The organism is Rhizobium sp. SYY.PMSO, from assembly GCF_046840415.1.
Taxonomy (GTDB): Bacteria; Pseudomonadota; Alphaproteobacteria; order Rhizobiales; family Rhizobiaceae; genus Rhizobium.
On the sequence record NZ_CP177350.1, the window covers coordinates 293,849 to 307,175 of the forward strand.

The window sequence follows — 13,327 nt, forward strand, 5'->3', positions numbered from 1 at the left end:
CTGTTGAGATCTCTTAAGTTAGAGCCAGCTCTGGATTTCGATTGGGCTGCCGTCCTCAAAGCGTGGTAGCCGGAACGGCGTTGGATCGACGCAGGGTGTTACGCCAATCGCCAGTTCTGCTGCCAGCTGGCCGCCGGCCGGGCCGATGCCGAAGCCGTGGCCTGAAAAGCCCGTCCCGATCACCAGGCCGGGCAGGCTTTCGGTCGTGGAGATCACCGGAACAACATCCGGCATGGTGTCGATCATGCCACCCCATTTTTGCGCGATCGTCACATCTTTGAAGGCGGGAATGCCGGCCTTCAAAGATGCCTCGACCTTGGTCAGAAGCGCGTCGTCCGGCGTCGGATCGAGCACGCGGATCTTCTCGTAAATACTTTGCTGGTCGAAGGGGCGGTGGCGATAGCTAATCAGCTCATCGAAGAACGGCTTGCCAAACCGCAGTTTCAGCGCCTTCCGCTCCAGCTTGAGGGCGGGCATGAACTCGGAAAAATATCGGAAGCTGTCGGGCACAATATCGGCGACGCTCGATGCGGAGGAGGCAACCGTATAGCCGCCGTCGAGCCGCTTGCGGATGGCGAAATCCGAAAAGCCCATCGTCGTGTCGATGCCGGCCTCGATCGGCGCGGTGCGCAGCACGGAGGAAAGCACTTTGAGCTGCGGCAGGCGGATGCCATGTCGCGACACAAGATGCGAGGACCAAGCGCCGCCGGCAACGATGGCGCTCGATGCCCCCACTCGGCCCTGTTCCGTCACCACGCCGTTCACACGGCCGGCCTCGATATCGAGGCCACGCACGGCGCATTGCTGGAAGATGAAGCCGCCGGCAGCCTGAACTGCCGTCGCCATGGCCGGCGCTGCCAACTGCGGCTCAGCGCCAGCGTCGGCTGGAACATAGAGTCCGCCGAGGGGGCTGCGGTTCAGCCCCGGCGCGAAGTCGGCCACGGCGAATGGATCGAGGATCTGCGCCTCGATACCAAACTGGCGGGCGGCATTGGCCCAACCCAGTTGGCGCTGACGGGCTTGCTCGGTCTTTGCCGCATAGACAATACCGCGCCGGCGATAGCCGACATCGACACCCAGCTCGCCCGCGAGGCCGTCCCAGATCTCATGCGCCCGCAGCATCAGCGGCAGTTCCCGCAGATCGCGGCCAGCAAGGCGCACCCATCCCCAGTTTCGGCCGGATTGCTCTCCGCCGATCAGGCCTTTTTCGAAAAGCGCGACCTTGATTCCACGGCGAGCCAGAAACCAAGCCGCGGATACGCCGATGATGCCGCCGCCGATAATGGCAACATCGACGGATGTCGGCAGGGCAGGCGAATTCGTCACCGGCCGAACCGCCGGGCCGCTATGGGCGATGAGAGTGTTCATGTCAGTAGGCGTCTTCCACGCTGAAATGCACCGGGATCTCGGCGATGCTTGCGGTTTTGGGGAGTTCGAGGACCATATGGACGATCCTGGCGATATCGTCCGGCTGGGTGAGCTCCGTACTCTCGCGGTTTGCAAGCGCATTTCCCATATCGGTCGCGACATAGCTCGGGCAGATGATCGTCGAACGGACGCCATTCTCCTTACCGCATTGGCGAAGGCCATGACCCAGCGCAACCGCGGCGAATTTCGACATGGCATAAAGACCGGAACCGGCGGATTTCACCCGCTTGCCGGAGAGCGAGGCGATCGTCACGATCCGGCCCGCGTCCGCTTTTTCCAAATGCGGCCAGGTGAGCTGGCTAAGCCGCATCGGCGATTTGACGTTGACGTTGAAGATCAGGTCGAAATCGGCATCGTTGGCTTCCAACACGGTCTTCTGGATCATCATGCCGGCGTTGAGTACAAGCCCGTCGATCCGCCCGAAGCGATGCAGCGTCTCATCGAGCCATGTCCGTTCGCTTTCGGAGTCGAGTGCGTCGAAACGGCAGGTCAGCGCGTTAGCATGGGTTTTGAAAGGCGAGCCATCCGGGTTGCGAAGCCCGAGGCTCACCGCCCAGCCCTCGGCCAGAAGCTTTTCTGCAATCGAGGCGCCGATTCCGCGCGAGGCGCCACTGATCATCGCTACCCGGCTGGATATCGGCATTCTGTCATTCCTTCATGATGATGATGCTCGTCACCTGAGCCTCGAGAGAGGTAAGGCTCAGGCAGCCATGCCCGCCGCGCCCCATTCGTCACCCCAGACCTGAACCTGATGCCCCGGCGAAACCTCGATATAGGTCCGTTTCGGCGGCACGTAGGAGACCGGCCGGATGGGGCTCTTGATTTCCTCATTGCTGAGCCCGCGGCGAATGCCGCGTCGCGCCGGATCGGGAACCGGGACGGCTGCCAGCAGCCGCTTTGTATAGGGATGCTGCGGGTTCTCGAAAATCGCCTGCCGCGGGCCGATCTCGACGATCTCGCCGAGATACATCACCGCGACGCGATGACTCATCCGCTCGACCACGGCCATGTCGTGGGAAATGAACAGAAAGGCAAGGCCGAGGCTTTCCTGCAGGTCGAGCATCAGATTGATCACCTGCGCCTTGATCGACACGTCGAGTGCCGAGACGGCCTCGTCGGCGACGATGATCTGCGGTGCCATGGCGAGCGCGCGGGCGATACAGAGACGCTGGCGCTGGCCACCGGAAAACTCATGCGGGAAACGGGTCACCATGTCCGGCTGCAGGCCGACCTTGACCATCAGTTCAGCGACGCGTTCGCGCGCATCGCTTTTTCCCGAGGCGATGCCATGGGTCAGAAGCGGCTCGGCAACGGCATCGCCCACCTGGATGCGCGGGTTGAGGCTGGCGAACGGATCCTGGAAGATCATCTGGATGTGCCGGCGCATGGCTCGCATATCCTGGCCGGTGAGGCCGAGGATCTCCTGCCCGTCGAGCTTCACTGAGCCCGAATCCGCATTCAGCAGGCGCATGATCGTGCGGCCGGTCGTCGACTTGCCGCAACCCGATTCACCGACAAGCGCCAGCGTCTCGCCGGCCTTCAGCTTAAAGGAAATGTTTTCGACCGCATGGACGCGCCCGGACGTGGAGCCGAGGAAGCCGCCGCCGATATCGAAACGAGTGACCAGGTTGCGCACCTGCAGGAGCGGCACCGGTTTTGTCGATACCGTATCAGCGACCGGTGGCATCTCGACCGGCAGGCCGCTTGCAACATCGATCAGCGGAAAGCGTGCGGGGCTGGTTTCACCCTCCATCGAGCCGAGTTTCGGCACGGCGGAGAGAAGGGCCCTGGTATAGCCCTGCCGTGGTGCCGCGAAGATCTCGTCCGTCTGGCCGCGCTCGATCGCTTCGCCCTTATACATGACAAGCGTGCGGTCGGCGATTTCGGCAACGACGCCCATGTCATGGGTAATGAAGAGAACGGCCATGCCTTCCTCTTCCTGAAGGAGCTTGATGAGTTCGAGGATCTGCGCCTGGATCGTCACGTCGAGCGCCGTTGTCGGCTCGTCTGCGATCAGCAGCTGTGGCCGGCAGGCAAGCGCCATGGCAATTATGATCCGCTGGCGCATGCCGCCGGATAGCTGGTGCGGGTATTCTTCCAGCCGCTTTCGCGCCGAGGGAATGCGGACTTTTTCGAGAAGCCCGTGGGTTTCTTTCATCGCGTCTTTGAAGGATAGGCCGCGATGAGCGACGAGCACTTCCGAAATCTGGTCGCCAATCGTTAGAGACGGGTTGAGGCTGGTCATCGGCTCTTGGAAGATCATGGCGATCCGGTTGCCGCGCATATCGCGCATCTTGCGCTCGGGCAGTGTTGTCAGTTCCTGCCCCTCGAGCTTGACCGAGCCTTCGATCCGGCAGCTATCCGGCTGGTAGAGGCGCATGATCGACATTGCGGTCACGCTCTTGCCGGAGCCCGACTCGCCGACCAGTGCTAGCGTTTCCCCGGCATGGATATCGAAGGAGACGTCGCGCACCACCGGGAGCCAGACGCCCTTTCGCCGGAAGGAGGTCTTCAGGCTGGAAACGGTCATGACGGGTTCGTTCACGGCAGATCCTTTCAGTCACGCGGGCGAGCGCAGGCCTCTTTTTGCCTCTTTATCTTGCATGCCACAAATGAAAGCATCTTGCCAGTCTCGATATAGGATATATTATATATCTTGAACGTGACGGCGCCGTTTGGCGATGTCGCTCGCACCAGCAAGGGAATTCACCAGATGAAACTCGAAGACATTCCGCGGCTCTCGCTCGGCTTCCTGCCGACGCCGATCGAAAAGCTTGAGCGTATCAGCGAACAGCTCGGCATTTCGCTGTCGATCAAACGCGACGATTTCACCGGCTTCGGCGGTGGCGGCAACAAGGTCCGCAAGCTGGAATATCTCATGGCCGACGCGGTATCGCAGGGCGTCAAGGTGCTCATCACCACCGGGGGACACCAGTCCAACCATGCGCGCATGACGGCTGCTGCCGCGCGCAAATACGGGATGAAGCCGATCCTCGTCCTGCGTGGCAACCGCCCGGAACTCTACCAAGGCAATCTTCTGCTCGATCACCTGTTCGGCGCTGAAATCGACTTCCTCGATCCGGATGCCTATTTCACCGAGATCAACCCGCGTATGGATCATCATGCGGCGGAAGCTGCGGCACGAGGCGAGAAGGCCTATATCATCCCGCTCGGCGGCGCGAGCGCGCTCGGCGCCATGGGCTATGTCAATGCTGTCAAGGAACTGGCCGAACAGTATAGCGCGGCCGGCACGCAGGTACCCGACTATATCGTTGCCCCCGTCGGTTCGGGCGGTACGCTGGCCGGGCTCCATATCGGCTGCGCCTTGTATCTGCCGAAGACCGGAGTCATCGGCATTGCTGTGACCGGCAGTGCGGTTCCGTTTAGCGAGCGTATTGCGGTGATGGCCAATGCCGGTGCCGACTTGCTCGATTTTAACAAGCGCTGGACGGCCGAGGATATCCGTATCGAAAACGACTATATCGGTCCCGGTTATTCGATCCCGTCAGCAGACGGCAATGCCGCGATCAAGTTCGCCGGCAATCAGGAAGGCGTGCTTCTTGATCCCGTCTATACCGGCAAGGCCTTCGCCGGCATCATGGGTTGCGTCGAAAAGGGCTCGATCGCCAGGGGCAGCTCCGTGCTCTTCATCCATTGCGGCGGCTCCCCGGCACTTTATCCGTTTGCCGGCCTTCTGACCAACGATCTGGCAGGCTGACGACATGGCGTATCGCATTGGATGTGATGTCGGCGGCACCTTCACGGATCTTTGCCTGTTCGAAGAGGAAAGCGGCCGGACTTTCTTCGTGAAGACCCCGACGACGACGGGCCATCAGGCGACGGCCGTCATCGAGGCGGCCCGCACGGCGCTTGCAATGGCCGGCCTTTCACCGGCCGATCTCGCGGGCTTCGCCCATGGCACGACGGTCGCCACCAATGCGATCCTCGAACGATGCGGCGCTCGCACGGCGCTGCTCATCACCCGAGGCTTTCGCGACGTTTTGGCGATCGGTCGCCAGACCCGCGCGCATCTCTACGATCAGTATGCGCGGAAGCCGGAACCGCTGGTTCCGCGCGACTTCGTCTTCGAGATCGCCGAACGGCTGGGGCCCGACGGGGCAATCACCACGGAGATTGACGAGGCGACGGTGCGTGACGCCGTCAAGGCCATCCTTGCCTCCGGCATAAAGACCGTCGCGATCAGCTTCCTGCATTCCTACGCCAATCCGGCACATGAGCGCCGCACGGCAGAGATCGTGCGTGAGATGGCGCCCGATCTCAAGATCTCGGTCTCGTCGGATGTTCTGGCCGAACCGGGCGAATTCGAGCGCACCTCGACCACGGTGATGAATGCCTATCTCATGCCGCCCCTCAAGGATTATCTGGAGCGGATCGCCAACACGCTGAAGGCCGACGGTGTCACAGTCGAACCCGCCATCATGCAGTCCGGCGGCGGTGTGATGCCGATCGAGACGGCAAGCGGCGTCAAGGCGGTGCATACCTGCCTGTCCGGTCCTGCAGCGGGCATGATCGGCGCCCGCCGGTTTGCCGAGGCGGCCGGCTATGCCAATGTCGTGACGATCGACATGGGCGGCACGAGCTTCGACGTTGGCTTGATCGAGAACGGTCAGATCCTCACCCGCTACGAGAGCGAGATCGAGGGCTTTCCGCTGCGCGTGCCGATGTTCGACATCATCACGCTCGGGGCAGGAGGCGGTAGTATCGCCCATGTTGATGCCGGCGGACTGCTGAAGGTCGGGCCGGAAAGCGCTGGTGCGCGACCGGGCCCTGCCGCCTATGGCAAGAGCGGCGAGCGCCCGACGGTGACCGACGCCAACGTCATTCTCGGCCGGCTGCGTCCGGGCCGCGGCCTCGGTGGCGGTATCCTCATCGACCGCGACAGGGCAGCGGCTGCGATCAGGACGCATGTGGCGGATCCGCTGGGTATCTCGGTGGAAGAGGCCGCAGTCGGCATTCTTCAGGTCGTCAATGCCGCTATGGTTCGCGGCATGCGGCGCATCACCGTCGAACGCGGGCTCGAGCCACGCGATTTTGCCGTCATGGCGTTCGGCGGTGCCGGCCCGTTGCACGCGGTGGACCTCTGCGCCGAACTCGATGTCGAAACCGTCATCGTGCCACCATCGCCGGGGCTCCTGTGCGGCATCGGCCTGCTGCTCGCGCCGTGGAAGCATGACGAAACAGCTGTTCTGTCGGCGCTTGCCGAGACGATGACCGGTGACGATATTGCCCGCGCCGTCGAGGCTTTGAGTGCCAAGGTCGCTGGCCAGGCCGCGCAGGATGGTGTCGCGAGAAGCGATATCACCATTCATGCGGTCATCGAGATGCGCTACCGCGGCCAAGGTCATCAGCTGTCCATCACCTGGGCGGGCGAGGGGATCGAGGCCGCCGTCGAGAGCTTCCATCAGGCGCATCACCGCAGCTTCGGCTACGACCGTCGTGGCGAAAGCGTCGAAATCTGCCTCTTGCGCTTGAGCGGCAGCGCACCACCGCTATCCGACAAGCTGCCGCTTCCCGTCATTGCCGAAAACGAGGACCCGGTCATTACCCACTCGGCTCTGTGGTTCGAAGGCGCGATGCGCGACGTTCCCGTCTATGACCGGGAAAAGCTTGTGCCTGGCGCGCACTTGACCGGCCCGCTGATCGTCGAGCAAAAGGACACGACGCTGATCGTCGGACGCCAGACACTGGCCGTCGACGACCATGGTAGTCTCATCATCAGGATGCAGAAATGAGCAGCGATACCATTCTTGCCGAGGTCGTCCGTCACGGCCTGCAGGCCGTCGCCGAGGAAATGGGCGCGGCGCTTATCCGCACCGCCCACTCGATCAATATCCGTGACCGTCGCGACTTCTCCTGCGGCGTCTTCGATGCATCGGGCAAGCTGATCGCGCAGGCCGAGCATATTCCGGTCCATCTCGGGTTGATCGCCGGTGTCGTCGAGCGGACGATCGCCGAACTCGGGTCCGATATCCCGGTCGATACGATGATCGTCACCAACGATCCCTGGCTGACCGGCTCGCATCTTCCTGATGTGGTCGTCATTGCCCCGGTCGATGCCGGCGGGCGGCGTCTGGGTTATGTCGCCAACATGGCGCATCAGGTGGATCTCGGCGGCTTTGCGCCGGGCAGCCTTGCGCTTGGCACGGTCGACATTACCCAGGAAGGCCTTCGCGTCCCGCCGATGGTGCTGGTGCGACATGGCGAGGTGGAGCGCTCCACCCTGTCGCTGTTCAAGCTGGCAAGTCGTACGCCGGACATGGTGGCCGGCGATCTTCTGGCGCAGGCGGCCGCCAACACGACCGGCGCCCGGCGGCTGGCCGCGCTTGTCGAACGCACCGGCATTGAGCGCTTCTCTTCAGCGGTCGATATCCTGCTTGCGACCACCGAAAAGCGGCTCGAAAACGCGCTGCGGACGCTTGAGGGCCGCAGTGGGCAGTTCTCGGACACGCTGGAATGGAATGAAAACGGCGCGGATGTCGACCTCACGGTCGACGTTCGCCTGAGCATTACCGAAGGCATGCTGCAGGCGGATTTCTCCGGCACATCAGGCCAGGTCGCAGGGCCGGTCAATGCGCCAATTTTTCTGACCGCCAGTTGCGTCCTTTATGTCGTCAAGGCAATGCTCGACCCGGAGATCCCGTCCAATGCCGGTCTTTTCCGCCGCATCGCCGTCGTGGCGCCGGAAAAATCGATCGCCAACGCCGCAGCACCGGTCCCGGTCGCTCTCTGCACCTCGATCACCAGCCAGCGGATCACTGATGCCCTGATCGGTGCGTTCAACCAGATTCGGCCAGAAAGGCCAATCGCTGCCTCGACCGGCAGCATGAATGCGCTCATCTTGGGCGGTTTCAACCCGGCAACCGGAAGGGCCTATTCCTATGTGGAGACCTATGCCGGCGGGCAGGGCGCTCTGCCTGGAAAATCTGGCGCAAGCGGCGTTCATTGCCATATGACCAATACGGCGAATTCTCCTGTCGAGCTGATCGAGCGGGAATATCCGCTGACCGTTCTGCACTATGGTCTCGTTGATGGAAGCGGCGGTGACGGCGAATTTGCCGGCGGTCTGGGGTTGCGGCGGACCATCCTGGTCAATGCCGATTCCGTGCTGACGGTGCATGTCGACAGGACCCGGCATCAGCCATGGGGTGTCATGGGCGGGACATCCGCAAAGGGATCGCGCATCACCCTCTCCGATGGGAACGGTGAGCAAATGCTGCCCGGAAAGAGCACATCGAAAGTTGCGGCCGGGACAATCGTCACAATGGAAACGGCCGGCGGCGGCGGATGGGGTGCGCTCTAAGGAAAGTCCCTCCGGAAAAATGCTTTCCTCGTGTTCGTCTGCCGGGCGTGATTTTGTCACGCCCGGAAAACATAGGAAAAGATCTTTGGTATCGCTCGATCATCTCATCGTTCTCGTCACAGACATGGACAAGGCCGTTAGTGTAAATCGGCAAGGGGTCTCGATGCCGATACGCATAATAACTCTTTGTAATTTCTCGCGCAGGTGGGGCTATTCCACGATGCCGATTCACAGGTCAATACGCATCGAAATCGCGCTTACCTTCAAGCCTCTTTCCGCGCCGTCGCAAGTGATTTCCGCTTGCTGGCCCTCTTCCCGATCAGTTCGCCGCGTAGCTCGGAAAGCTTTTGCGAGCTCTGTATGGCCCTGGGTTCATCTCGCTCTGCCAGCGCCAGCATGAGCACGTCCGTCACGAAGCTCGCGGCGAGCGCCTCTCTGGTGTATCCCTCCCGTGAATCTGACGTTTCCAAAACGACCGAAACTTGCTGGCTATAGGCTGCACCCAGCGCACCGGTAATGAGGAGGATGTTGGCTCCCGCAGCCACGACCGCGTCGATCATAACCTGGACGTCAACAAGCCTGCGGCCTCGCACGTAAATCATGACGACATCATTTTCGCCGATGAGCAGCAGTTCGTCGCCGAGATGAAATCCCGTGGACGCCAGGTGATATGCCCCGATTCCCAATCGTCTCAGGCGAAGCGCGGCGTAGGACGCTTCATGAGAGGAGGCTCCCAAACCCCATGTGTAGACCCGGACGGCGCCTGCCAGAAGATTTGCGGCCGCAACGATCGTGTCGAGTTGAATGGAATCGCGGGCCTGTTCGAGACGCGCAAGCGATTCGTCGAAGACGGCCGTTATCGGGTCGCGTTGGTGCTCTCTATTCCGTTCCAGGCGGCTATGGAGTCTTTCGGCAGGGGCTGTCTTGGTGATCAGATCCCTGCCGAGCTCCCGTTTGAGCTCGGAAATTCCCTTGTAGCCTAGGGTTTGCACCGCGCGAACGACTGTCGCATCGCTAGTTTGGGACAGGGAACCGAGTGTCGCGACGTTCTCAAACAACACGTCTTGCGGATGATCGCGAAGATAGAGAACGGCACGAAGCTCTGCCGGACTGAGCTGCGGTCGCGCCGCCTGGATCCTCGCCTTCAGTTTGGCCGCACCCGATTTTGCTATGTCCATGCCATCTCCATTCGAACGAAACCAGAATTCCAAAATTATCACTACAAATTGTTGACAGTTTGTAGTTTATGCTACAAACAAAGCATACGCAAATGCTGGGGAGGAAGCAGCCTGATGGAACAGACGGTGCTCGAGATTCGCGATGTCTCTAAAACCTATGGCACAGTCTCGGCACTGCGTAACGTAAGTCTCGATGTGTCGGCCGGCGAAGTCGTGGTGATAATAGGACCGAGCGGCTCGGGGAAGTCGACACTTTGCCGCTGCGTTAACCGTCTCGAGACGATCGACAGTGGCGCGGTCCTGTTCCGGGGCGCGCCGGTTCCTGAAGAAGGGCGAGCGCTTGCGGCTGTGCGCTCTCAGATGTCCATGGTTTTTCAGTCATTCAATCTGTTTGGCAACAAAACGGTCCTTGAAAACGTGACCCTGGCCCCGCGGCGTGTGAAGAAGATACCGCGCGTTCACGCTGAGGAACAGGCGAGGCAATTGCTGGCGCGGGTGGGCGTGGCGGAGCATGCTCACAAACTTCCGTCGCAGCTGTCGGGCGGGCAGCAGCAGCGTGTCGCGATTGCCCGTGCGCTGGCCATGGAGCCTGCCCTGATGCTCTTCGACGAGCCGACGAGCGCCCTCGATCCGGAAATGATCGAGGAGGTCCTTCAGGTCATGAGCGAGCTCGCGTGCTCCGGTGTCACGATGCTGGTTGTCACGCACGAGATGGGTTTCGCGAGAAACCTGGCCTCGCGAATAGTCTTCATGGCAGACGGTGAGGTGGTCGAGGAGGCCCCGCCGGCACAGTTTTTTTCAAACCCGGCTACGGAGCGTGCTCGGCAGTTTCTGTCGAAAGTCCGTACGCATTGAGCAACGAACAGATGAAGAGGAGGAGGAACAATGAAACAACTTCGCTTAACGATAGGTGCGCTGATCGTCGGCTCGGCCTGTATGATCGGAGATGGCTCGCTTGCCTTTGCCGCCGATAGCGGGATGAAGCCGACACAGCAGGACGTGATAGATGGCGCGCCGGTGGCTAAGGACCTGCCGGATTCGCCGACGATTGACCGCATCCGGAAAGACGGCTTTCTGATTTTCGGCGGAGACAGCAGCACGCCTTTGTTTTCACAATTGAACCCGGCCACGGGGAAGCTCGAGGGGTTTGAAGCCGGCCTCGCCTACATGTTTGCAAAATACGTCTTGGGAACGCCGGACATCAAGGTTGTTGCTGTGAATTCGGCCAATCGCGAGGCGCTCCTGCAGAACGGCACGGTGGAGTTCGTCGCCAGCGGCTATGCGATCACGGAACAGCGCGCCAAAACGGTAAACTTCGCGGGTCCCTATCTGATGACCGGCGATGGCATTCTTGTTGCGAAATCCAATACGACTATCCATTCCGTCGACGATCTGAACGGCAAGACGGTCGCCACCAACCCGGGCGTCGGAGAAAACAACATCCTCGCCGCCGCTCCGAAGGCCAAGGTCATCGCCTTCGATACCGGCACGGAACTAATCCATGCCGTCATACAGGGGCGCGTCGACGCGATGGTTCTGAATGTGCCGACTTTGCTCAGCGCCGCGTCCAAATACAAAAAACAGGTCAAGGTGGTCGGCGACAAGCCGTTCACTACCCTTGCCATGGGCTTTGGCCTGCCTAAAAGCGACCCTGCTTTGAAGTCCATCGTCAACGACTGGCTGGCGACGATAGAGAAAAGTGGCGATTACGCCAAGTTGTGGCAGGCGACCGTGGGAGATCTCGCGCCCGTGCCGGAGGCGCCCAAGATCGGCTCCGTGCCGGGCTCATAAATGACACGTCTTGCCCAACGAACCTGAAAAGAAAGAACAAGCATGCTTTTCGTTGTTTCGGCGGCGAGGGAGATCGCCGTCGGCTTTCTAACGACCCTGGAACTGGCGGTCTCCTCATTCGCGTTCGCTCTTGTCGTGGGCACATTGATGGCGACTTGCCGTGTATCGCCGGTTCCGGTTTTGCGGATGCTCGGAGCCGCTTACGTCGAGATCGTCAGAAACGTGCCGCTCTTTGTCATCCTGATCTTTCTCATCTTCGGTCTACCGGATACCGGCCTGACCTTGCCGATATTTGCATGTCTTGTCCTGGGAATCGGGGCTTACACCGGCACCTACGTGTGCGAGACCATTCGTTCGGGGATACTCGCCGTTCCCAGAGGAGAAATTGAAGCGGCCCGCTCTCTTGGCTTTTCGATCACGCAGATTCTGACGCTGATTGTTCTGCCAACCGCCTTCCGAAGCATGATACAACCCTTGGCGAACATTTTCATCTCCGCAATTCTGGCGACTGCGCTCGGAGCTTCCCTGGGCGTTGTCGAGCTGACGAATGTCGCCACCCGCGTCCAGGACCGATCCGGCCAGATCCTGACGACGTTCATTATCGTCGGTGCTGGCTATGTCGTCCTTACTCTCTCCGTCGGCTTTCTGGCCTCCTGGTACCAAACCAAGCTGACGGGAATTCGGAGGAAATTCTGATGGCAGCCGATTCCGATTTCCTGTTTGACGTGCAGGGACCGAAGGCGCGCCGTCGCACGGCCATCATAACGATGCTCGTAAGCGTCGTTCTTGCCGTTATCCTGATCGAAGCCCTTATTCAACTGGGGCAACATGGCCATCTTTCGCCCGAGCCGTGGGAAGCGACATTTGCGGCGCCCGTTTCGCTTTATCTGGCTGAGGGGCTTCTGCTGTCGCTGCAGGCCGGTCTGGTTGCGGGCCTGCTGGCGTTTCCGATTTCCGCACTCGTCGCGATCATCCGTCTCGGGCGAAACCATTGGCTTGCCGGGTTCGCTTACTGGTATGTGGAAATCACCCGGGCGCTTCCGCTCCTTCTCATCATATTCTTTTTTCAGCTTTACCTGCCGTCGACAGGTCTGAAGATCCCCGTCTTCTGGCAACTGGTCGCACCGCTGGCGATTTATCATGTATCCGTCCTGAGCGAGATAATCCGTGCGGGGATCGAGGCTGTGCCTCGAGGCCAATCAGAAGCGGCACGGTCGCTGGGACTGAGCATGTGGTGGACCTATGTCTCGATCCTCATCCCGCAAGCCTCCCGGATCGTACTGCCACCCCTCGTCAACCAGTACGTTCGGCTGTTCAAGGACACCTCGCTCGGATTCATCGTCAGCTATCCGGAATTGCTCACGCGCGGCCGGACGATGGGGGAATATACTGGATATCTTTTCGAAACCTATGTGGCGGTCGGGGTCGTCTATCTCGTGGTGGACCTCGCTCTGGCCACGATCGCCCGTGCGCTCGACCGCCGTCTCCGCTCTTCGCGGCCGACGCGGACTTTTAGGTCTTCAGCGGTCGTGGAGGCCCATCTCTAGCTTGGCCAACTCAATCGATCCACAGCCATTGCGGGCTCTTCGCGCAGTAGTCGACGCTCGAT

Annotated in this window: 11 protein-coding genes; 7 read left to right on the plus strand and 4 right to left on the minus strand. The window is 60.8% G+C overall.

The genetic code is table 11. From position 1 onward, the window contains the following. Positions 1–18: 18 nt before the first annotated feature. Genes ACJJVH_RS19680 through ACJJVH_RS19690 form a run of 3 tightly spaced genes read right to left on the minus strand, consistent with a single transcriptional unit; the run spans position 19 to position 3,958 of the window. Positions 19–1,368 carry an NAD(P)/FAD-dependent oxidoreductase gene (locus ACJJVH_RS19680; protein ID WP_412065854.1) on the minus strand — a complete coding sequence of 450 codons (1,350 nt, stop codon included), beginning with the start codon at positions 1,366–1,368 and terminating at the stop codon, positions 19–21. 1 nt (position 1,369) lies between these two features. Then, positions 1,370–2,071 (minus strand): SDR family NAD(P)-dependent oxidoreductase, encoded by a 702-nt coding sequence (locus tag ACJJVH_RS19685; protein WP_412065855.1) that lies wholly within the window; start codon positions 2,069–2,071, stop codon positions 1,370–1,372. A gap of 57 nt (positions 2,072–2,128) precedes the next feature. Continuing rightward, the gene (locus ACJJVH_RS19690; protein ID WP_412066238.1) at positions 2,129–3,958 is read right to left on the minus strand and encodes a dipeptide ABC transporter ATP-binding protein; all 1,830 of its coding nucleotides are present in this window, start codon (positions 3,956–3,958) and stop codon (positions 2,129–2,131) included. 183 nt (positions 3,959–4,141) lie between these two features. On the opposite strand from ACJJVH_RS19690, the gene ACJJVH_RS19695 reads away from it, so the two are divergent. From ACJJVH_RS19695 to ACJJVH_RS19705, 3 genes are read left to right on the plus strand one after another with little or no spacing between them, the layout of a single operon-like run. Then, complete coding sequence (locus tag ACJJVH_RS19695; RefSeq protein ID WP_412065856.1) at positions 4,142–5,146, plus strand: 1-aminocyclopropane-1-carboxylate deaminase/D-cysteine desulfhydrase; 1,005 nt, start codon at positions 4,142–4,144, stop codon at positions 5,144–5,146. Between the two features lie 4 nt (positions 5,147–5,150). Further along, complete coding sequence (locus tag ACJJVH_RS19700; RefSeq protein ID WP_412065857.1) at positions 5,151–7,181, plus strand: hydantoinase/oxoprolinase family protein; 2,031 nt, start codon at positions 5,151–5,153, stop codon at positions 7,179–7,181. After that, a complete protein-coding gene (locus tag ACJJVH_RS19705; protein WP_113452358.1) occupies positions 7,178–8,749 on the plus strand; it encodes a hydantoinase B/oxoprolinase family protein in 1,572 nt (523 codons plus the stop codon). Before ACJJVH_RS19700 ends, ACJJVH_RS19705 begins: the two co-directional genes overlap by 4 nt. Before the next feature lie 263 nt (positions 8,750–9,012). Here the strand turns inward: ACJJVH_RS19705 and ACJJVH_RS19710 are convergent, their stop codons facing one another. Then, complete coding sequence (locus ACJJVH_RS19710) at positions 9,013–9,927, minus strand: MurR/RpiR family transcriptional regulator (RefSeq protein WP_412065858.1); 915 nt, start codon at positions 9,925–9,927, stop codon at positions 9,013–9,015. Positions 9,928–10,041: 114 nt separating this feature from the next. Between ACJJVH_RS19710 and ACJJVH_RS19715 the strand changes: the two genes are divergently transcribed. The 4 genes from ACJJVH_RS19715 to ACJJVH_RS19730 are packed head-to-tail and all read left to right on the plus strand — an operon-like array spanning position 10,042 to position 13,265. Continuing rightward, entirely contained in the window at positions 10,042–10,782 is a 741-nt protein-coding gene (locus ACJJVH_RS19715; protein WP_412065859.1) for an amino acid ABC transporter ATP-binding protein, read from the plus strand. Positions 10,783–10,812: 30 nt separating this feature from the next. Beyond that, positions 10,813–11,718, plus strand: a complete 906-nt coding sequence (locus tag ACJJVH_RS19720) for a transporter substrate-binding domain-containing protein (protein ID WP_412065860.1) — start codon at positions 10,813–10,815, stop codon at positions 11,716–11,718. Positions 11,719–11,760: 42 nt separating this feature from the next. Further along, entirely contained in the window at positions 11,761–12,414 is a 654-nt protein-coding gene (locus tag ACJJVH_RS19725; protein ID WP_113452349.1) for an amino acid ABC transporter permease, read from the plus strand. Further along, entirely contained in the window at positions 12,414–13,265 is an 852-nt protein-coding gene (locus tag ACJJVH_RS19730) for an amino acid ABC transporter permease (RefSeq protein ID WP_412065861.1), read from the plus strand. Before ACJJVH_RS19725 ends, ACJJVH_RS19730 begins: the two co-directional genes overlap by 1 nt. The last annotated feature ends 62 nt before the right edge of the window (positions 13,266–13,327 follow it).